Below are 19777 nucleotides of genomic sequence, written 5' to 3'. Positions count from 1 at the left end.
TCGGCGGCACGGGCCGCGGTCTGCTCGGGTGCCCCCATGCTCGCCGCGGGGTGCCCGGCGGGACTCCCCCAGAACGGGTGAGCTGCGCGACGACGGAGGCCCGGCAGCGCGGACGGTCAGATCGCGGACATCATGAGGGAGACGGCGAAGCCGATCGCCACCAGCGAGCCGGTCGCCACCCCCTCGACCTTGTACGACTCGGGCAGGAGCGTGTTCGAGACCATCGCGAGCAGCGCGCCCGCCGCGAAGCCCTGGGCGGCCGCCCCGGTGCGCCCGGTGGCCGGGTCGAGCAGCAGGAAGCCGAGCGCGGCGCTCACCGCCGAGACCAGCACGACGACCGACCACATCCACAGCACCCGCGACCGGGCCCAGCCCGTGGCGCGCAGCCCGCTGGAGGACGACAGGCCCTCCGGGAAGTTGCTCAGCACGATGCCCGCCAGCAGGGCGACGCTGACGTCACCCTGGAGGACCGTCAGGCCCAGCACGAACGACTCCGGGACGCCGTCGAGCACCGAGCCGAAGACGATCGCGAGCGGGTTCCCGTCCGCCTGCGCGCCATCCGCGTCCTTGCGCCCGCCGCCGCCCTTGCGGCCCAGCCACCAGTCCCCCACGGTGAACGTGGCGGCGCCCAGCAGCGTGAGCAGCCCCACGAGGCCGACCGACGCGGTCTTGACCGCCTCGTCGACCAGCTCGAAGGAGACCGAGCCGATGAGCAGGCCGGCGCCGAGCGCCATGACGACGGCGATGAACCGGCGGCTGGGCGCCCCGGCGTAGGCGACGAGGGCGCCGACGACCAGCGCCGCCGCGCCGACCGCGCCCCACAGCGCGGCTACGAGCATCGGGGCGCCGTCAGGAGCATCGGGCCGGTCAGGACGCCGCCGTCGTCCGACAGGTTCATGCACTGAAAAGTAGCCGGACGCCTCCTTCGCCGCGCGGCGAAGGAGGCGTCCGGTCACTCACTCGTACCGCAGCGAGGAGATCGGGTCCTGCCGGGCGGCCCGCAGCGCGGGCAGCGTGCCGGCGAGGAACGCGATGGCCATGACTCCGAGCACCACGGCCGCGACCGTCACCGGGTCGAACGCGATGAGCGTGAGCCCCGGGAGGTTCGCCAGGAGGTCCCCGGAGACCCCGCCCACGAGCTGCCCGACGCCGATCGCCGCGAGCACGCCCAGGGCGCTGCCGACCAGGCCGATGACCACCGCCTCGATGCTGAACAGGGCGAAGACGCGCGGGCTGGACAGCCCCATCGCCTTCATGAGCCCCACCTCGCGGGTGCGCTCCTGCACCGCCATGAAGAGGGTGTTGACGATGCCGATGGCGGCCGCGACCAGCGCGATCACCGCGAACCCGTTGAGCACGAGCACGATGGCGTCGATCACGGAGGTGATGGTGCCGAGCTGGTCCTCCAGGGTGCTGGCGGTGTAGCCGGCGTCCTCCAGCCGGTCCTGGAGGGCCTGCGTCGCCTCGTCGCCCGCCGCGGCGTCGAACGAGACGGACGCCTGGGCATACCGCGTGGTCTCCGCCTCCGGCGCCCCCGTGGTCTGCAGGTCGTAGAGCTTCTCGGCGAGCGTGTCGTTGGGGATCGCGCCGGCCATGCTGATCACGCCGGGCTCGGCGATGCCCACGACGTCCGCCTCGGTGGTCACCTGGGTGCCGGTGCCGTCGGTGACGGCCAGCAGCACGGTCTGCCCGACGGCGTCGGCCGCGGTGCCCAGGTCCAGCGGCTCGAGGTAGCTCTCGGGCAGCACGACCTGCGGGTCGGCGGCGTCGAGGTCGACCTGGGTGCCGGACGCGAGCTCGACCTTCATCCCGGGCACGAACTGGGAGATCGAGAGCTGGAGCTTGTCGCCGCCGTCGTGCTGGACGTAGTCGGTGGTGACGTTCTTGACCGGCTCCACGGACAGGACGCCGTCGATCCCGGCGATCGTGTCGATGTCGTCGTCGGTCAGGGCGGTCGCCGTGGCCCCCGGCGGACCCTCGACGGCGATCTGGTCGGGGTCGTACTCGGCGGGGCCGCCGTCGGTCGGCGCGTCCTCGTTCGTCGCGGTGACGGTCATGACGTCGTCGACGCCCACCGAGGCCACCGTGTCGTCGATGTACCGGTTGATGCCGGTGCCCAGGCCGTTGGTCACCGACAGCGTGAACGCGCCGATGAAGATGGCCAGGACGGTCAGGCTGGTCCGCAGCCGGGACCGGAACGCGTTGCGGAACGCCGTGGTGACGACGTCGAGGGCCCTCATGCCGCCACCTCCGCATGCTCGGCGACCAGGCCGTCGCGGATGTAGACGCTGCGGTCGCAGCGGGCGGCGAGCTCCTCGTCGTGCGTGACGACCACCAGGTTGATGCCCTGGCGCCGGTTCAGGTCGAAGAGGATGTCCTCCACGACGGCGCCCGTGGCGGTGTCGAGGTTGCCGGTCGGCTCGTCGGCGAAGATCACGCGCGGCGTGTTGATCAGCGCCCGGGCGATGACCACGCGCTGCTTCTGCCCGCCGGACAGGTCGTTGGCCTTGTTGCCCGCCTTGTCGTCGAGCTCGAGCTGGGCCAGCGCCGCCATCCCGCGGGCGGTGCGCTCGCGGCGCGCCACCCCGGCGATCTTGAGCGGGAGCGTCACGTTGTCCAGCACGCTGGCCTGGGCGTTGAGGAAGAACTGCTGGAAGACGAACCCGAAGGCGCTGTTGCGGGTGTGGTTGAGCTGCCGTGCGGACAGCCGCGACGTGTCGGTGCCGTCCAGGGTGATGGTGCCCGAGGTGGGCCGGTCGAGCAGGGCGAGCAGGTGCATCAGGGTCGACTTGCCCGAGCCGCTCTTGCCGACGATCGCCAGGGACTCGCCCCGGGCGATGTCCAGGTCGAGGCCCTTGAGCGCCTCGAAGGCGCTGGGGCCGGACCCGTAGGTCTTGCGCAGGTCATGGACGGAGATCAGTGGGGAGGCCACGTCGGCCGCCTCTCGTGGTGCCGGGGATGTTTGACGTGACCGACTCTGGTCCACGGCGGGCGCGCGCGAATCGTCCCAGCGATGACTCCTGTGTACCCCCCTGGTACCGCCTACTCCCAGACGGCGATGCTGCGGCGCACGGGCACGGTCCCGTCGTCCGCGGCGAACAGCTCGGGCGAGCGCTGCCGGGTCTTCTCGATGTCGTCGAAGACGGCGCGCAGGTGCGCCCGGAGGCTGTCGCGGGCGCTGGAGATGTCCCCGGCGACCACGGCGTCGAGGATGGCATGGTGCTCGTCCACGAACCGGCCGACGCCGTTGGTCTCGTGCAGGCCGAGGCGTCGCGCGCGGTCCAGGTGTCCCTTGGCCGCCACCACCGTCGACCAGGCCCTGCCGTGCCCGCTCAGCCGCAGCAGGCCGTGGTGGAACGCCTCGTCGAGCGCGAAGAACCGCTCGATGTCGAGCCCGGGCTCGCGCTGCTGCTCCAGGTTGGCCCGGAGCTCCGCGAGCAGGTCGGCGTCCAGCGTCCCGGGGATGTCGTCGAACGCGGCCAGCTCGACCGCCTCGCGGAGGAACTGCGCGTCGGCGACGCGTTCGGCGTCGACCCGGGACACGAAGGACCCGACCTTGGGGAAGACCCGGACCAGGCCCTCCTCGCCGAGCAGGATCAGGGACTCGCGCACCGGCGTGCGGCTCACGCCGAGGGACGCGGCCAGCTCGTTCTCCGACAGGGAGGCCCCCGGAGCGAGTTCCAGCGTGAGCACCTTGCGCCGCAGCGTCTCGTAGACGACGCTCCGGTTCGATCGGGTCGAGGCTTGCCCCATGCCCGGAGTCTAGACGAGAAGACGCCCGCTCCCATGCCACCGACGGTTGACACAGACTTGTGGACGCTGCTTACATACAAGGCCTGCCACACATCGGCCGTCGCAGCCGTTCGGACAACGACGTCAGTCAAAGAAGTCAAGGAGCACCTCCCATGGCGGACACCGCTATGACCTCACCGGGCAACACCTCACCGGGCAGCTCTCCGGGCAACGCCGTCACCCGGTCCACCAAGGACCTGACCCGGGCCGCCGTGTCCGGCTGGCTCGGCACCGCCATGGAGTTCATGGACTTCCAGCTCTACTCGCTGGCGGCCGCGATCGTCTTCAACCAGATCTTCTTCCCCGGGGTCAGCCCCGCCATCGCCCTGATCGCCGCGATGGCCACCTACGGCGTCGGGTACGTGGCGCGGCTCGCGGGCGCCGTCTACTTCGGCCGCATGGGCGACCGGATCGGACGCCGCAAGGTGCTGTTCCTGACCATCGCGCTCATGGGCGTCTCGACCACGCTGATCGGCGTGCTGCCGACCTACCAGATGATCGGGATCGCCGCGCCGATCCTCCTGGTCGCGCTGCGGCTGATCCAGGGCTTCGGCGCAGGCGCCGAGATCGCGGGCGCCACCGTCATGCTCGCCGAGTACGCGCCCGTCAAGCGGCGCGGCCTGGTCGCCTCGCTGGTCTCGCTCGGCACCAACTCCGGCACCCTGGCGGCCTCAGCACTGTGGGCCCTGCTGCTGGTCGTGCTCAGCGAGGAGCAGCTCCTGTCCTGGGGCTGGCGCCTGCCGTTCCTGCTCAGCTTCGTGCTGATGATCTTCGCCGTCTGGATCCGCCGCAACGTCAAGGAGAGCCCGGTCTTCGAGGCCCGGCCCGACGTCGTCGACGGCGTGGCCCTGACCCGCGCCGAGGTCAAGGAGACCAAGGCCGCACCCGTGCTGGAGGCCGCACTGACGCAGCGCAAGGGCAAGGCGTTCTTCCTGGCCCTGGCCCTGCGGTTCGGCCAGGCGGGCAACTCCGGCCTGGTGCAGACCTTCCTGGTCGGCTACATCGCCACCAGCCTGGCCATGGACCGGGCCCTGCCCACCGAGGCCATCATGTGGGGCTCCATCGCGGGCTTCGTGACCGTGCCCCTGGTGGGCATGCTCGGCGACCGGTTCGGCCGGCGCGCCATCTACACCGCGCTGTCCCTGCTGACCATCGCGTTCGCGTTCCCGATGATGCTGCTGATCACCAGCGGCAGCACCGCCGCCCTGCTGTTCGGCATGATCGCCGGCCTGAACCTCGGCGTGCTGGGCCTGTTCGCCCTGGAGAGCGTGACGATGGCGGAGCTGTTCGGCGCCCGCACCCGGTTCACGCAGCTCGCCCTGTCCAAGGAGATCGGCGGCATCCTCGCCACCGCGATCGGGCCGGTGATCGCCGCGTCGCTGACCGCGGCGACCGGGAGCTGGTGGCCCATCGCGGCGATGCTCATCGTCTACTCGACGATCACCCTGGTGGCGGCGCGCCTCTCCCCGGAGACCCAGGGCCGCGACCTGGTCCAGCTCGAGGACGCGGCATGAGGGCCGTCGTCGTCCACGGCGCCGGCGACCTGCGGGTCGAGGAGCGCCCCGACCCCGTGGCCGGGCCCGGCGAGGTCGTCGTGGCCATGGAGTGGGGCGGCGTCTGCGGGTCCGACGTCGCCTACTGGAAGAACGGCGCCTCCGGCACCGCCGTGCTGCGCGGCCCGCTCGTGCTGGGCCACGAGGTCGCCGGGCGCGTGGTCGCGAGCGGCCGCGGCGTCACCGGCTGGGCGCCCGGCACCGCGGTCACGGTGCACCCGGCCCAGGCCACTCCCGAGTCCGTGCTGCCCGACCGGCTGGCCGGGCGCACCAACCTGCACTCGCAGGTCCGGTACTTCGGGTCGGCCGCCTTCGACCCCCCGACCGACGGCGGGTTCAGCGAGCTGCGGGCCGTCCCCGCGGCTCAGCTCCGCCGTCTGCCCGACGGCGTCGGCACCGAGCTGGGCGCGCTGGCCGAGCCGCTCGCCGTGGCGATGCACGCGGTACGCCGGGCCGGCGCCGTCACCGGGCGCGACGTGGTGGTCAACGGCGCGGGCCCCATCGGGTGCCTCGTCGTGGCCGCCGCGAAGCACGCCGGCGCCGCCTCCGTCACCGCGGCCGACGTCTCCGACACCTCCCTGGCCGTGGCCAAGGAGCTCGGCGCCGACCACGTGCTCAACGTGGCGGGCGGCGACGTGCTGCCGCCCGACAGCGAGCTCGTCTTCGAGGCCTCCGGCGCCCCGGCGGCGCTCGGCGGCGTGCTGCGGGCCACGGCCCGCGGCGGCACCCTCGTGCAGGTCGGCAACCTGCCCGGCACGGCGGCCCCCGCCGCGCTCGGCGACCTCGTGACCCGCGAGATCACGTGGATCGGCGCCTACCGGTTCGTCGAGGAGATCAGCGACGCGCTCGCGGCGCTGCGCGACGGGCTCGACGTGTCCGGCGTGATCACCCACCGGTTCGGCATCGAGGAGGCCGGCGCGGCGCTGGCGGCCGCCGCGGGGCGGGACAGCAGCAAGGTGATGATCCGGCTCGCGGGCTGAGCGTGCGCCGTCGGCGGGCTGATCAGCCGCCGTCGGCGGCGCTGTGGCATCGTGGCACCGCACGCGACGTCGAGGCCTGAGGGGGAACGATGCGGGGTACGGATCTGCTGGTGGACGCATTCGGCCGGATCAAGGAGACGGTGCACGGCGCGGTCCGGGGGCTGTCCCCCGACGAGCTCGCCTTCCGGCCCGACGACGGGTCCAACTCGGTCGCGTGGCTCGTCTGGCACCTGACCCGGGTCCAGGACGACCACGTCGCCGACGCCGCGGGCACCAGCCAGATCTGGTCGGACGACGGCTGGGACCGCCGGTTCGGCCTGCCCTTCCCGGCGGAGGAGACCGGCTACCGGCACGACGCCGACGAGGTCGCCGCGGTCCAGGTCTCCTCCGGCGACCTGCTGACGGGGTATCACGACGCCGTGCACGACCAGACGGTGCGGTACCTGAACCGGCTGTCCGACGACGACCTCGACCGCATCGTCGACACGCGGTGGGACCCACCGGTGACGCTCGGTGTGCGGCTGGTCAGCGTCGTGAACGACGACCTGCAGCATGCTGGTCAGGCGTCGTACGTGCGCGGTCTCGTGCTGCGTCGCCGCTGAACCTCCCCCCGCTCCTCCGGCGGCCGCTCCCCACACCCGGGGGCGGCCGCCGGCTCTGCCCCCGAAGGACCCGCATGCCGTTCACGCTCTCGCACCCCGCCGCGGTGCTGCCCCTGCTGCGCCGCCCGTTCAGCGCCGCCGCGCTCGTGGCCGGGGCGGTCGCGCCCGACCTGCCGTACTTCGCGCGCAGCACGCCGGTCCCCGTGAGCGCCCAGTCCTGGTACGAGCCGTTCCTGAACGCGACGACGTCGCACTCCCTGGTCGGGGCCGTCACGGTGAGCCTGCCGTACGCGCTGGCGCTGTACGGGTTCCTCCGGGTGGCGCGGCGGCCGGTCGGGGCGCTGCTGCCCGCCGTCGTGCGGGCCGACGCCGCCGGAGCGGGCGGGGCCGGCGCGCCGCGGACGACGGCGCCGGGCGCGCCGCTCGCGCGCACCGGGTGGGTGCTGCTGTCGCTGGTGATCGGGATCGCCACGCACCTGGTGTGGGACTCCTTCACGCACGGCGACGGCTGGGTGGTCACGCATTTGCCCCTGCTGAGCGCCACGGCGTTCGGCGATCTCACGTGGGCCCGGCTGCTCCAGCACGTGAGCACCGTCGTGGGGCTCGTGGTCATCGCGGTGTACCTGTGGCGGCGGCGGTCGCGGATGCCGGGGTGGGGTGCGGTCCGACAGGGCACGGCGGCCTGGCGGACGACGCACCGCGGGCTGTGGGCGGTCGTCGCCGTCGCGGTGGTCGGAGCCGTGCTCGGCACGCTCCGCTGGTGGTCCGCCGGGTCGTCGTCCGACGCCGCGGGCCTCGCGCCCCGGGACATCGTCGAGGGTGTGCTCTCCGACGTCGCGACCGGGGCCGGGGCGGCCCTGATCGGCGCGCTGCTGCTCTACGTCGTGGTGTGGTGGGCGATGCGGGGCGCGCGCTCCGCCGCTAGGGATGACGCCGCTCGGGGATGACGCCGCTCAGGGGTGGTCCGCGGGGCGTGGGAGCGTCCCGTGCGCGATCAGCTGGTCGTAGACGCGCTCGAGCGCGCCCGCCAGCTGCCGGGTCTGCGCGCCCGACAGCGCGTCGAGGAAGACGGAGCGCACGAACGCGACGTGGCCCGGCGAGGCCCGGCCGAGCAGGGCACGCCCCTCGTCGGTCAGGGTGACGTCCGTGGCCCTGCGGTCCCGCGCGCTCGGGGTGACCTCGACCAGGGTCCGGCGAGCCATGCGCAGCACCTGGTGGGACACCCGGCTTCGTTCGGCGCCGATCCGCGTGGCCAGGTCGGAGACCGTCATCCGGCCGTCCGGGTCGCTGGTGAGCGCGACCAGGACGTCGTAGTCCGCCAGCGAGACGTCGGCGTCGGCCTGGAGCTGGTGGTTCATCTCGTACCGCAGGCGCAGGTGCACCTTCATGTAGGCGTACCAGGCGCGCGCCTGGTCGTCGTCGAGGAACGCGAAGGGCGACTCGGGAGGGACGTCGTACCCGCCCATGCCGGTCAGCGGAACAGGACTGTGTAGACCTTGGCGAGCAGCCCGTCGCGGACGAAGCCCATGTCCGTCCCGCGGACGACCGGCGGCGCCCCCTCGGGTCCGAGCGCCCACGCCAGGTAGCCCAGGTCCTGCACCTGGTAGAAGTCCCCGTCGGGGCGGAACACGAAGCCCGGCGCCCCGTCCAGGATCTCCCGCACCTTCGTGTCGAGGGCCTCGTGCCCCTCGACCTGGCCCTCCGCATCGGCAAAGACGACGTCCTCGGTGTAGGTCCGGCGGATCGCCTCCGCCCGGCGGGCGGGGTCGCGCTCGCCGAAGACCTCCAGCAGGTTGGCGCGCATCAGCTTCTCAAGGCTCGGGTCCGACATGACACCCTCCAGATTTACGTGAAGTTTCACTCAAAGTAGGTGTCCCCGCGCCGCCCGTCAAGCCCGTCGTGCGTTGACGCACATTCTTCGGTTCATCGCGCGGCTTCCGCCCGACCTCGGTGGAATGGTCCCCGAACGGGAGGGGATGGACCGGTATGACTGCCGCACGCGCGTTGCAGCTCGACGACTGGGTGGTGCACCGGCCCAACGTCGTACGCTCCGTCGCGGCACGCGTACCCGGCATCGACGCCGAGGAGGCCACCAGCCGCGCCCTCGAGAAGATGGTCCGGATCGTCTCCACCGGCGGCACCATCGACGACCCCGCCCCCTACTGGCGCAGGGCCGCGGTCAACGAGGCCATCTCGATGACCCGGGAAGCAGGCCGCAGCCGCCCGGTCGAGGACGACACCCTGGAGCTGCTGACGCCCCCGGTCGCCGGTACCGAGCTGGGCGCGGAGCGTGCGGCCGACGTCTCCATGCTCCGCTCGGCGCTGTCCGACCTGGCCGACGACGACCGCAAGATCCTCCTGGACCGGCACGTCCACGACATGGCCGTCGCCGACATCGCCGGCGACCTCGGGGTCCGTCCGCACGCTGTGACGATGCGGCTACGGCGAGCCGAGGAACGCCTCGCCGGGGCGTTCGCCGCCGCGCACGCCCAGACCGTCAACGAGCCGGAGTGCCGCACCACCCGCGCCGCGATGCACGACTACCTCAAGGAGCGGCTGCTCCCCCGCCGCCGCGCCCGGGTCGAGGCGCACATGGACGGCTGCGCCGAGTGCACGCGCGCGTTCGTCGACGTGCGCGAGGTCTCCTGGATGCTCCGCGACCTGGGACAGCACCTCGTCGCCGGCGCCGTGGCCACGGGTGCGCTGGGCGCCGCGGTGGCTGGTGCGGCGGGTGCCGGGGCTGGTGCGGGCGCGGGCGCGGCGGGAGCCGCCGGCGCCCCGAAGCCCGCGTTCGGCAAGAAGGAGGCCGCGATCGTGGCCGGTGTGCTCGCCGCGCTCGCGATCGGCGGCGGTGCGGCGGCGCTGGTCGCAAACCAGCCGGACGAACCCCCGGCCGCCGAGTCGGCCGCGAACCCGGGTGCGGGTGAGGGCGGCGGGGGCGCGGGCGACGGCGCGGGTGCGGGTGCGGGCGACGGCGGGGCGGGGGCCGGTGCTGGCAGCGGCGAAGGCGCGGACACCCAGGCTGGCGGCGGGACCGAAGGTGACGGCGCCGAGACCGGCCAGGACGACGGCGGTCGTGCTGGCGGCGGTGCGGACGGCGGTGGTGCCGATTCGGGTGCCGGATCCGACCCGGCGGACCTGCCGGGCGCGGACCTCGCGGACACGGTGACAGGGTGGCTGGCCGACCTCGGGATCCCGGTCGGCACGTCCGAGGAGACGGGCGGCAGCTCGGCCGACGGAGCCGGGGACGGCAGCGCAAGCGACGGCGAAGACGGCAGTGCAAGCGGCGACGGCACCGGCCAGAGCGGCACCGGCCAGAGCGGCACCGGCGAGAACGGCACCGGCGAGAACGGCACCGGCGAGAACGGCAGCGGCACGGACGGCACTGACGGACCGAGCAGTGCCGACGGGTCGCGACCGGGCCTCGGCGCCGAGATGACGAGCTGGTTCGCCCGGCTCGGCGTCGCGGGCGTCCCCGCGTTCCTGGTGCTCGTCTTCCTCCTGTGGCTCTGGGACCGCTGGTCCCGCGCCGACGACTGAGTGCCGCCGACTGAGCGCCGCCGAGGAACGTCCGCCCCGACGGCGCGGTTCCGGCGTCCGATGCCGGGCAGGTCCGGGGGTGACGTGACGGGTGGAGGGGTGGTCGGCTGGGCCGGATCTCGTTCGGCTGGAGCCTGCGTTTGCGGGCTCAGCCGGATAGTTCAGGCTGGGTGAACTGGACAGGGCCACGCCGGACGGAGTTCGGCCCACCCGGCACCCACGCCCCAGGTCAGGTCGCCTCCGGACGGTCGATCGACTCAGTCGGTCGGCCGGCTTCCGGGCGGCCGACCGACGAAGCAGACGAGAGAGCAAGGGGAAAGATGCGCATCGATCTGACCGGCAGGACCGCGCTGGTGACGGGCTCGACCCAGGGCATCGGGCGGGCGATCGCCGCGACGCTCGCCGACGCGGGCGCCCGGGTGGCGATCAACGGACGCCGCCCCGACGGCGTCGTCGCCACGATCGACGAGCTGCTGGAGGAGTCGGCGGACCGGGACCTCGTGGCGGCGACCGGCGACGTCACCGACGCGGCGGGGGCCGCGCAGGTGCTCGCGGCCGTGGGCGACGTCGACGTGCTGGTCAACAACCTGGGCATCTTCGGCAGCGTGCCGGCCCTGGAGATCGACGACGACCAGTGGCGCCGGTACTTCGAGGTCAACGTGCTGGCGGCCGTCCGCCTGACCCGCGAGACGCTGCCCGGCATGACGGCGCGCGGCTGGGGGCGGGTGCTGAACATCGCCAGCGACTCGGCCATCGTGATCCCGGCCGAGATGATCCACTACGGCGTCTCGAAGACGGCGCTGCTGGGCGTCTCCCGCGGTTTCGCGAAGGAGGCGGCAGGCACCGGCGTGACGGTCAACACCGTCATCGCCGGCCCCACCCACACCGGCGGCGTCGAGAACTTCGTCTACGAGCTCGTCGACGAGACCCTGCCCTGGGAGGAGGCACAGCGGGTGTTCATGCGGCTGTACCGCCCGCAGTCCCTGCTCCAGCGGCTCATCGAGCCGCAGGAGATCGCGAACATGGTGGCCTACCTCAGCTCGGCGCTCGCCTCGGCAACCACGGGAGCCGCCGTCCGGGTGGACGGCGGCTACGTGGACTCGATCGTGCCCTGAGGCGCGGTTCCGGCCAGGGGCGGGTCAGGCCCAGAGGAAGGGCACGACCATCGTCAGCAGCGTGACGACCGGGCCGATGACCACCATCGACAGGCCCCAGATGGTGAGGTTCCGGTTCACCGTCGGCCGGTCGTGCTCCACCGTCGAGGCGACGATGGTCGCGCCGGTGGTGCCGAACGGCGCGCAGTCGACCAGCGAGGCGGAGATCGCAAGGGCGTAGATGAAGCCCGTCATCTCCAGGCCACCGCCCGGGATCAGCAGCGGCACGGCGAGCGGGATGAGCGCGCCGATGATGCCGATGGTCGACGCGAACGCCGAGACCAGGCCCGCCACGATGCACAGCACGAGCGCTGCGACGAGCGGCTCACTGACCGAGCGCGCGGCCTCGCCGAGCTGGTCGATGGCGCCGAGCCGCGTGAGCACCTCGACGTACGTGATGATGCCGCCCAGCAGCAGGATGGTGCTCCAGTCGATCCGCGAGATCCCGCGGCGTCCGACGCCGGGGTCCACGAGCGCGAGGATCACCGCGATGGTCAGCGCGACCACGCCGAGGTTGATGTCGACGTCGAGCGTGGTGAGCAGGAAGAACCCGCCGATCAGCACCAGGATCGAGACGATCACGAGCACCTGCATCGCCGTGATCTTGGCCGGCGCCTTGACCTCCGTGCGCTCCAGCGTGGCGACGCCGCCGCCGGACCCGCCCGTCGCGCCGCCGGACCCGCTGGTACCGCCGCCCGCGCCGCCGGCCGACCCCGAACGGGCCAGCCGCGTGCGCTGGATCAGCTCGCGCCCGCCGAACAGGAAGAAGGCGGCGAGCACGACCAGGGCGTTGACACCGACGGACAGGCCGAACATCAGGCCCGCGTTGTACGGGATGTCCGCGCTGGAGGCGACTGTCTGGACGGTGATGCCGACGATGCTGGTGGGCGCGAGCGCGCCACCGACGATGGCGGAGCTCATCGCGATGCCCATCATCGTGGAGCTGATGCGGTGGGTCGCGGCCAGGCTCATGGCGATCGGCACCACGGCGAACGCGGCGTGCGAGGTGCCGAGGCAGGCGACGCCGGTGGCGATGAGCCACAGGCCCCAGGGCAGCAGCGCGACCCGGTCGCCGATCAGGCCGAGCGAGCGGTCCACCAGCCAGTCGATGGTGCCGGTCTCGCGCGCGATGCCGAACAGGTAGGTGATGCCCACCAGGATGATCAGGGCGTCGACGGGGAACCCGCCGAGCACGTCGTCGAGGCCTTCCCCCACCACGCCGATGCCCACCACGAAGGCGGCCACCAGCGCGAGCGCGCCCATGTGGACGTTCCGCAGCGCGGAGATCCCGAAGACGAGCGCGAGCCCGATCAGGGCGACGATCTCGGCGGTCATGCCGTCAGCTCCTTGCGTGAGCGTGCGGCCTGCGTGCACGGGGCGAGAATCGTCATCGATCGTCTCCGTTCGTGGTGGTGGTGCGGGCCGTGCCCGCGAGGTAGGCGGCCAGCGCGGGCGCGTCGACGCCGTCGACGTCGGCCAGGCCGATCAGGGTGCCCGCGGCGACCGGACGCGCGAGGCGCGCGCCGTCGAGCAGGTAGTAGGGAGCGACGGCGTCGGGGGCGGCAGTCTCGGCCGGGTCGATCATCACGGGGGCGACCCCGGCGATCTCGTGGTGGTGGCCCTCGACGCGCAGCGTCGTGCCGACCGCCAGGTCCTCGGCCGCGCGGGCGGCGAGCAGCGTCGTCCAGCGGGCCGGCGGGGCCGGGACGCGGTCGACCGCGGCGTGCACGGTCAGCGGCGTCTCGACGCCCATGTAGTGGTACGGCCAGTAGATGCAGGCGTACTTCCCGTCGCGGCTGATCACGTGGCCCTTGCCGCGCAGCAGCTCCCAGGTGACCGGGTCGCCCGTCCGGACCACGGCGAACACGCCCCGGCGAAGCTCGCCTCGCCCGGCAGCCGGAGCGCCGAGAAGACGTCGACCACGCCGTCGCGGGTCAGGATGCCGCCGTCCTCGCGGGCGGCGTAGATGTCGGCGAGCTCCGCGATGCGGGCCACGGGGTAGTGCATGGCCTCGACGTCGGCGGACGTGCCGGTGCGGGTGGCGACCACGGTCATCTCGCACGAGTCGGCGGCGGCGGCGCGCTTGAGGCCGCGCACGGCGTCGGCGCGACGGGCCAGGGTGCCGGCGACGTCGTCGCCCAGCTCCAGCAGGTCGAGCAGCGCCGGGGCCTCGACCGTGACGCCGGCCTGGGTGACGCGGCCGGTGGCGGGGTCGAGCTCGAGGTCGTACTCGCCGGACTTGCCGATCGCCACGACGTCGAGGCCGACCGCGCTGACCCAGTCGACCAGGCGCAGCAGGTTGGCGGGCTGGTCGCCGTCGCCGGGCAGGTAGCTGAGGCCGTTCGCGGCGGCGCGCGCGCCGAGGTCGGCGCCCACGACGGTGTCGACCTCCTTGCTCACCATGACCACGTGCGTGCCGTGCTCGAGCGCGGCCGCGGCGTAGCCGAAGCCGGCTGCGACACGGCCGCAGGCCTCGACCAGGACGTCGACGCCGGTCCAGTCCAGGGCGTCGGCCGAGGCCACCAGCGCGATGCGGTCCTGCTGGACCAGGCGCGCCGTGCCGGCCGGGTCGGCCGACTCGGCGACGCGCTCGGCCGGGTAGCCCAGCTCGTCGAGCATGCGCCGCACGCCGGCGACGTCGGGGTCGACCAGCACCGCCGGGCGAATCTCGGGCGTCAGCGCGAGCTGCGCCAGGAACGTGCGCCCGTAGCCGCCGTTCGCACCCGTCAGGGCGACGCGGAGCGGGGCTCGCGTCCGGGAGACGTGATTGAGGATCACCGTTGTTCCGATCGTCGTGCACCCGCTCGGCGTTCGAGCGGGCTGGCGGCAACTGTGCCACAGTTTCTAACATCGTCCAACTTCGCATCAAATACTCACACGGTGTGAGAAGATCTGAGCATGCTCGGATCCATCGCCGACGACTTCACCGGCGCCACCGACCTCGCGACCATGCTGCGCACGTCCGGTCACCGCGTCTCCGTGGTGATCGAGGACGGCACGCTCTCCCCCGCCCAGCTCGCCGAGGTCGACGCCGTGGTGGTCGCGCTCAAGACGCGCACCGCGCCGCGCGCCGAGGCGGTCGCCGCCTCGCTCGACGCGGTGGCCCGCCTGCGCTCGTGGGGCGCCGACCGCTTCTACGTGAAGTACTGCTCCACGTTCGACTCGACCGACGAGGGCAACATCGGTCCGGTGCTCGACGCGGTGGCGGACACCGTGGGCGCGGACCGCGCCGTCGTCGTGCCCTCGCTGCCCGCCAACGGGCGCACGGTCTACCAGGGGCACCTCTTCGTGGGCGCCGACCTGCTGGAGAACTCCTCGATGCGGGACCACCCGCTGACCCCCATGACCCGCTCGCGCGTCGCGGACCTGCTGCGCCCGCAGACGCCGCACGACGTCGGCGAGGTGCCGCTCGCCGCGGTGCGGCAGGGGGCCGACGCCGTCCGGGACGCGCTCGACGCCTCGGCCGCGCGGTACACGGTGGTCGACGCGATCACCGACGACGACCTGGTGACGATCGGTGCCGCCACGGCGGCCGACGTCCTGGTCTCGGGTGGTTCGGGCCTGGCACTCGGTATCCCCGGCCCGCGGCTGCCCGACGCCCTGTGGTCGGCCCCGGCGTCCGGCCGTGGCGCCGTCCTGTGCGGCAGCGTGTCGGCGACGACGCTCGCCCAGATCGCGCACGCCGCGCGGACGCAGCCGGTGCGGCTGATCGACGTCGCGGCCGCGGTCGCCGACGAGCAGGCGACGATCGCCGCGCTCGCGGCGTGGGTCGAGGAGCAGTCCCCGGACGCGCACCCCGTGGTGTGCGCGGCGCGCGAGCGCTCCGACGTGCGCTCCGACCTGGACGGCGTCGAGGTGGCGCCGGTGGTCGAGCGGGTGCTCGCCGGGGTGGCCCGACTGCTCGTGGAGCGCGGGCTGGTGACGGCCCTGATCGTCGCGGGCGGCGAGAGCAGCGGCGCCGTGGTGCGGGCGCTCGGCGTCGGCGCGCTGCACATCGGGCCGGAGCTGGCTCCCGGGGTCTGCTGGGCGGCGGGCGACGTCGACGGCAGCACCGACAAGAACGTGGCGCTCGCGCTCAAGAGCGGCAACTTCGGCGGCGAGGACCTGTTCACCCAGGCGTGGGAGGTGCTGGCATGAGCCTCTCGACCGACCCCGCCGCCCAGGTGACGGGCCCGGTGGCCGCGCTGATCGCGGCCGGCCGCCAGCTCGTGGAGGCGGGCCTGAGCCCCGGCAGCAGTGGCAACGTGAGCGTGCGCGACGGCGACCGCGTCCTGATCAGCGGCACGGGCACCTCGCTCGGCCGGCTGACGCCGGACGGCATCGCCGAGGTCTCGCTCGACGGCACGCACCTGGGCGGCGCGCGGTCCTCCAAGGAGACGCCGCTGCACACCGCGTTCTACCGGCGCGAGGACGGCTACCGCGCGGTGGTGCACGTGCACTCCCCGCACGCCGTCGCGCTGGCCTGCCTCGCCCCGTGGGCCGCGCACAACGCGGTGCCGCCGCTCACGCCCTACTTCGTGATGCGGGTCGGGCAGGCGCCCCTGCTGCCCTACCGGCACCCGGGCGACCCGGCACTGGGCGACGACCTGCTGGCCGCGCCGTGGCCGCTGCGCGCCGCGCTGCTCGCCAACCACGGCGCCGTCGTCGCCGGGGCGAGCCTGGACGAGGCGGTCGACCGCGCCACGGAGCTGGAGGAGGCGTGCCGGATCGCGCTGCTCACGGCGGGTTCGGAGCGCCGCGAGCTGGCCTCGGACCGCATCCGCGAGCTGGCCGACCGGTGGGGCAGCCCATGGACCCCGGAACCCTAGACTGACGCGCAGGAGGCGATGATGGCGAAGACGACGGCGCTGATCCCGGAGCAGCGCAGGCAGCAGATCCTGCGGCACCTGCGCACGGAGCAGGTGCTCAGCTACCGGCAGATCACCGAGCTGCTCGGCATCAGCCAGATGACCGCGCGCCGGGACGTGGCGCTGCTCGCCGAGCAGGGCCGGGTGCGCGCGACGCAGGGCGGCGCCACCCTGGTGACCCGGCTGCTGAACGAGCCCCGGCGCGCCGAGAAGGCGGTGACCGGCCTCGCGGAGAAGACCGCGATCGCCCGCGCCGCGGCCGAGATGGTCACCGACTCGATGACGCTCTACCTCGACGCCGGCACCACGGTGCAGGCGATGCGCCCGTTCCTGGAGGAGCGCACCGGGCTCACGGTCGTCTCGAACGACCTCAGCACGGTACTCGCGTTCCTCGACCACCCCAGCGTGGACCTGATCAGCGTGGGCGGTCGCGTGGACCCCGACAACCAGTCGACGATCGGCCGGCTCGCCGCGCTGACCCTGGCGGAGCTGTCGCTGGACATCGCGTTCCTGTCGTCGAGCTCGTGGGACGCGCGGCACGGTGTCACGACGCCGGTCGAGGCCAAGATCGAGGCGAAGCGCGCGGCCATGGCGTCGGCGACCACGACCGTGCTGCTCGCCGACAGCGGCAAGTTCGGCAGCTACGCCAAGTACCGGGTGCTGTCGCTGGACGAGCTCGACACGGTGGTCTGCGACCTGGCGCTCGACGACGCGGACGCCGAGCGCATCGAGGCCCTGGGCGTCGACGTCGTCCGCGCCCCGCTCACCTGACCCCCGCGATAGCCTGGGTGAATCGCCACCACCGACGACGGCACGACGCGCCCCGGGACCGCGGGCGAGCTGCTGACCCTCGCGGTCGGCGACCTGGTGCGCCGGATCCACGACGACGTCCCCGCGGCGCTGGCGGACGAGCCCGACGCCGTGCACCGGCTGCGCACGTCTGTCCGGCGCCTGCGCAACGTGCTGGCCGCGTTCCGCCGGTACCTCGACCGGGACGCCGCCGCCGCGCTCCGCTCCCGGCTCAAGGAGCTCGGCGACGTGCTGGGCAAGGCGCGCGACCTGGAGGTGCGGGCGCAGCAGGCCGCCGCGGCGTCCGACGCCGCGGGCCTGGACGACGACGCCCGGTCCGCTCTCGTCGACCCGCTGCGGGCTGCCCACCTGCATGCCCACGCGGAGGCGGTGCGCTGGGTCCGGTCGGAGCGGAGCCGCGACCTCGACCGGCTGCTGGCCGAGTGGGCGACCCGGCCCCGGCTCGGCGACCGGGCGGCGCAGCCGGCCAGGAAGGCGGCCCGCCGGACGGTGCGGCGGCAGGCACGGCGCACCCTCGACGCCGCGCCGCGGCTCGCGGACCCCGAGGCCGCCCACGAGCTGCGCAAGGCGGCGCGCCGGCTGCGGCACACCTGCGACGCCGTCACCCGCGAGCCGGTCCGGCTGCTGGGTGACAGGACCAAGGCCCTGGGCGACGTCGGCCACCGGATCCAGTCCGTGCTGGGCGACCACCGCGACGCCCTGCTCCTCGCCGAGCACGTCCGCGACCACGCCCGGGTGCGCACGGACGACTCCCGCGCGTACGACGACGTCGTGGACCTGTGCCAGGGCCGCGCCCTGTCCGCCCTGGCGGCGCTCCCGGCCACGCTGGGCGACCTGGAGCGCCGGGCCAGGGCCTAGCGGATCGTCGACTTCGGTCGGTTGCTCTGAGATCGGTCCATCGATGGACCGATCTCAAAGCAGGCGACCGATCTCACGACCCGGGGCCGTCAGGGTCAGGGGTCCCCACCGCCGCCGCCAGTCGCTCCGCGAGCGTCGCCACCGCCGCCCGCAGCTCCGGGCCGTCCTCGACCCGGAAGGCGAACGGCACGCTCGCCAGCCACTCCTGCGCGTACATCGCGGGGTTGCGGGTGGTGCCCGTCAGCACGCACCGGTCCTCCCCCACGGCTTCGAGGCGCCCCATCTGCGCGCCGATCCACGGGGCGACGTCCGCGAGCGGGGCGTCGAACACGACCCTCGTGGTGAACTGCCAGCCGGTGCCGAGGTGCTGCTCCAGCGCCGCGACGGGGTCGAGGTCGGCGGGCGGCTCGAACGGCCGGTCCGTGTGCTCGACGGCGACGACCCGGTCCACGCGGTAGGTGCGCACGGCGTCGGCGCGGTGCGAGTGGCACAGGAGGTACCAGCGCCCGTACCGGACGACGACGGCCCAGGGGTCCACCTCGGCGACCCACTCGCTGCCGGACTCGCCACGGTAGGTGACCAGCACGCGCCGTCGGGCGGCGACGGCGGCGACGAGCTCGCTGGTGACGGCCGTGTCCGGGCGGGCCGCATACCGGTCCGGGGCCGCGGACGCGTGCTCACGCAGGGTGGCGGCCTGCCGGCCGACGTCCTCGGGCAGCGCGCGGATGACCTTGCCGAGCGCGGTGCTGACGAGGTCGTCGGCCTCGGGGTGGCTGTCGAGCACGGCCATGACCAGGCCGAGCGCCTCGGTCTGCGTGAACGTGACCGGCGGGAGCCGGGTGCCGCGCCCGAGCCGGTAGCCGCCGTGCGGCCCCCGGGCCGAGGTGACGGGGATCCCCGCCTCCCGCAGGATCTCGACGTACCGGCGGGCGGCCCGCTCCGTGACGCCGAGCCGGTCGCCGAGCTCGTCCGCCGTCGTGCCCGGGCGCGTCTGCAGGATCTCCAGGGCGCGCAGCGCGCGGGCGGTGGGGCTGGTCTCGGACGGCACGTCTGCAGGCTAGACCTCGGCGAGCGAGTGGGCCGCGCCCGGGTGAGGGTGAAAAGACCCGACGGAAGGAGACGCTCGTGGCCAGCATCACGAAGTCGATCGACGTGGAGGTGCCCGTGCGCACCGCCTACAACCAGTGGACGCAGTTCGAGCAGTTCCCACGGTTCATGGAGGGCGTTCAGGAGATCCGTCAGCTGGACCCGACCCATACGCACTGGAAGACCTCGGTGGGCGGGGTCGAGCGCGAGTTCGACGCCGAGATCACCGAGCAGCACCCGGACGAGCGGGTCGCCTGGGCCAGCAGGACCGGGCCGCAGCAGGCCGGTGTGGTCACGTTCCACCGGCTCCAGGACGACGAGACGCGCGTCACGGTGCAGCTCGACTGGGCACCGGAGGGCGCCACGGAGAAGGTGGGCAGCGCCCTGAACTTCGACGAGCGCCAGGTCCAGGGCGACCTCGCCCGGTTCAAGGAGTTCATCGAGTCGCGGGGCGGTGAGACCGGAGCCTGGCGCGGCGACGTGAGCTGACCGAACGTCCGCGGCCGCGGGCGAGGGCAAGGAAGGAGAACGGCATTTGGGCGCCTTCCTCCCCCA

The 19777-nt window shown here is 73.6% G+C and carries 21 protein-coding genes; 11 read left to right on the top strand and 10 right to left on the bottom strand.

The features are described from left to right. Nucleotides 1–116 precede the first annotated feature (116 nt). The 4 genes from ACFV9Q_RS04640 to ACFV9Q_RS04625 form a co-directional block, all read right to left on the bottom strand. Complete coding sequence (locus ACFV9Q_RS04640) at nucleotides 117–839, bottom strand: ZIP family metal transporter (protein ID WP_377233374.1); 723 nt, start codon at nucleotides 837–839, stop codon at nucleotides 117–119. Nucleotides 840–956: 117 nt separating this feature from the next. Next, nucleotides 957–2240 (bottom strand): ABC transporter permease, encoded by a 1284-nt coding sequence (locus ACFV9Q_RS04635; RefSeq protein WP_377233373.1) that lies wholly within the window; start codon nucleotides 2238–2240, stop codon nucleotides 957–959. Next, on the bottom strand, nucleotides 2237–2932 hold the full coding sequence (locus tag ACFV9Q_RS04630) for an ABC transporter ATP-binding protein (protein WP_377233372.1): 696 nt from the start codon (nucleotides 2930–2932) through the stop codon (nucleotides 2237–2239). The genes ACFV9Q_RS04635 and ACFV9Q_RS04630 overlap by 4 nt, the downstream gene beginning before the upstream one ends. Nucleotides 2933–3042: 110 nt before the next feature. Then, the gene (locus ACFV9Q_RS04625; RefSeq protein WP_377233371.1) at nucleotides 3043–3753 is read right to left on the bottom strand and encodes a GntR family transcriptional regulator; all 711 of its coding nucleotides are present in this window, start codon (nucleotides 3751–3753) and stop codon (nucleotides 3043–3045) included. Nucleotides 3754–3920: 167 nt separating this feature from the next. Between ACFV9Q_RS04625 and ACFV9Q_RS04620 the strand changes: the two genes are divergently transcribed. The 4 genes from ACFV9Q_RS04620 (at nucleotide 3921) to ACFV9Q_RS04605 (ending at nucleotide 7874) form a co-directional block, all read left to right on the top strand. After that, the gene (locus ACFV9Q_RS04620; RefSeq protein WP_377233452.1) at nucleotides 3921–5306 is read left to right on the top strand and encodes an MFS transporter; all 1386 of its coding nucleotides are present in this window, start codon (nucleotides 3921–3923) and stop codon (nucleotides 5304–5306) included. After that, nucleotides 5303–6325 (top strand): L-idonate 5-dehydrogenase, encoded by a 1023-nt coding sequence (locus tag ACFV9Q_RS04615; RefSeq protein ID WP_377233370.1) that lies wholly within the window; start codon nucleotides 5303–5305, stop codon nucleotides 6323–6325. Before ACFV9Q_RS04620 ends, ACFV9Q_RS04615 begins: the two co-directional genes overlap by 4 nt. 89 nt (nucleotides 6326–6414) lie before the next feature. Continuing rightward, complete coding sequence (locus ACFV9Q_RS04610; protein WP_377231731.1) at nucleotides 6415–6927, top strand: DUF664 domain-containing protein; 513 nt, start codon at nucleotides 6415–6417, stop codon at nucleotides 6925–6927. A 74-nt stretch (nucleotides 6928–7001) separates the two neighbouring features. Next, nucleotides 7002–7874, top strand: coding sequence for a DUF4184 family protein (locus ACFV9Q_RS04605; protein ID WP_377233369.1), 873 nt, complete (start codon nucleotides 7002–7004; stop codon nucleotides 7872–7874). A 6-nt stretch (nucleotides 7875–7880) separates the two neighbouring features. On the opposite strand, the gene ACFV9Q_RS04600 is transcribed toward ACFV9Q_RS04605, so the two are convergent. After that, entirely contained in the window at nucleotides 7881–8393 is a 513-nt protein-coding gene (locus tag ACFV9Q_RS04600; protein ID WP_377233368.1) for a MarR family winged helix-turn-helix transcriptional regulator, read from the bottom strand. 5 nt (nucleotides 8394–8398) lie between these two features. Next, a complete protein-coding gene (locus ACFV9Q_RS04595) occupies nucleotides 8399–8758 on the bottom strand; it encodes a nuclear transport factor 2 family protein (RefSeq protein ID WP_377231126.1) in 360 nt (119 codons plus the stop codon). A gap of 155 nt (nucleotides 8759–8913) precedes the next feature. Here ACFV9Q_RS04595 and ACFV9Q_RS04590 point away from each other — a divergent pair, with 155 nt between their 5' ends. Continuing rightward, nucleotides 8914–10467: a zf-HC2 domain-containing protein gene (locus ACFV9Q_RS04590; RefSeq protein ID WP_377233367.1), complete on the top strand. Its 1554-nt coding sequence runs from the start codon at nucleotides 8914–8916 to the stop codon at nucleotides 10465–10467. Nucleotides 10468–10787: 320 nt separating this feature from the next. Continuing rightward, the gene (locus ACFV9Q_RS04585; protein WP_377233366.1) at nucleotides 10788–11582 is read left to right on the top strand and encodes an SDR family NAD(P)-dependent oxidoreductase; all 795 of its coding nucleotides are present in this window, start codon (nucleotides 10788–10790) and stop codon (nucleotides 11580–11582) included. Nucleotides 11583–11606: 24 nt separating this feature from the next. Here ACFV9Q_RS04585 and ACFV9Q_RS04580 read toward each other — a convergent pair whose 3' ends face one another. The 3 genes from ACFV9Q_RS04580 to ACFV9Q_RS04570 are packed head-to-tail and all read right to left on the bottom strand — an operon-like array spanning nucleotide 11607 to nucleotide 14399. Next, nucleotides 11607–12956 carry an SLC13 family permease gene (locus ACFV9Q_RS04580; protein WP_377233365.1) on the bottom strand — a complete coding sequence of 450 codons (1350 nt, stop codon included), beginning with the start codon at nucleotides 12954–12956 and terminating at the stop codon, nucleotides 11607–11609. Nucleotides 12957–13008: 52 nt separating this feature from the next. After that, nucleotides 13009–13488 (bottom strand): hypothetical protein, encoded by a 480-nt coding sequence (locus tag ACFV9Q_RS04575; RefSeq protein WP_377233364.1) that lies wholly within the window; start codon nucleotides 13486–13488, stop codon nucleotides 13009–13011. Further along, nucleotides 13422–14399, bottom strand: a complete 978-nt coding sequence (locus ACFV9Q_RS04570; protein WP_377233363.1) for a hypothetical protein — start codon at nucleotides 14397–14399, stop codon at nucleotides 13422–13424. Before ACFV9Q_RS04570 ends, ACFV9Q_RS04575 begins: the two co-directional genes overlap by 67 nt. Before the next feature lie 120 nt (nucleotides 14400–14519). On the opposite strand from ACFV9Q_RS04570, the gene otnK reads away from it, so the two are divergent. The 4 genes from otnK (at nucleotide 14520) to ACFV9Q_RS04550 (ending at nucleotide 18136) form a co-directional block, all read left to right on the top strand. After that, nucleotides 14520–15758: a 3-oxo-tetronate kinase gene (gene otnK, locus ACFV9Q_RS04565; protein ID WP_377233362.1), complete on the top strand. Its 1239-nt coding sequence runs from the start codon at nucleotides 14520–14522 to the stop codon at nucleotides 15756–15758. Next, a complete protein-coding gene (locus tag ACFV9Q_RS04560) occupies nucleotides 15755–16429 on the top strand; it encodes a class II aldolase/adducin family protein (RefSeq protein ID WP_377233361.1) in 675 nt (224 codons plus the stop codon). Before otnK ends, ACFV9Q_RS04560 begins: the two co-directional genes overlap by 4 nt. Nucleotides 16430–16450: 21 nt before the next feature. Then, nucleotides 16451–17239 carry a DeoR/GlpR family DNA-binding transcription regulator gene (locus tag ACFV9Q_RS04555; protein WP_377233360.1) on the top strand — a complete coding sequence of 263 codons (789 nt, stop codon included), beginning with the start codon at nucleotides 16451–16453 and terminating at the stop codon, nucleotides 17237–17239. 96 nt (nucleotides 17240–17335) lie between these two features. Beyond that, entirely contained in the window at nucleotides 17336–18136 is an 801-nt protein-coding gene (locus ACFV9Q_RS04550; protein WP_377233359.1) for a CHAD domain-containing protein, read from the top strand. A 73-nt stretch (nucleotides 18137–18209) separates the two neighbouring features. Here ACFV9Q_RS04550 and ACFV9Q_RS04545 read toward each other — a convergent pair whose 3' ends face one another. Next, nucleotides 18210–19184, bottom strand: coding sequence for a helix-turn-helix transcriptional regulator (locus tag ACFV9Q_RS04545; RefSeq protein WP_377233358.1), 975 nt, complete (start codon nucleotides 19182–19184; stop codon nucleotides 18210–18212). 77 nt (nucleotides 19185–19261) lie between these two features. Between ACFV9Q_RS04545 and ACFV9Q_RS04540 the strand changes: the two genes are divergently transcribed. After that, nucleotides 19262–19711, top strand: a complete 450-nt coding sequence (locus ACFV9Q_RS04540) for an SRPBCC family protein (protein ID WP_377233357.1) — start codon at nucleotides 19262–19264, stop codon at nucleotides 19709–19711. The last annotated feature ends 66 nt before the right edge of the window (nucleotides 19712–19777 follow it).

The sequence above is a fragment of the Promicromonospora sp. NPDC059942 genome (assembly GCF_042731755.1).
In the GTDB taxonomy this organism is placed as follows: Bacteria; Actinomycetota; Actinomycetes; order Actinomycetales; family Cellulomonadaceae; genus Promicromonospora.
This window is presented reverse-complemented; position numbering and strand designations above follow the sequence as displayed.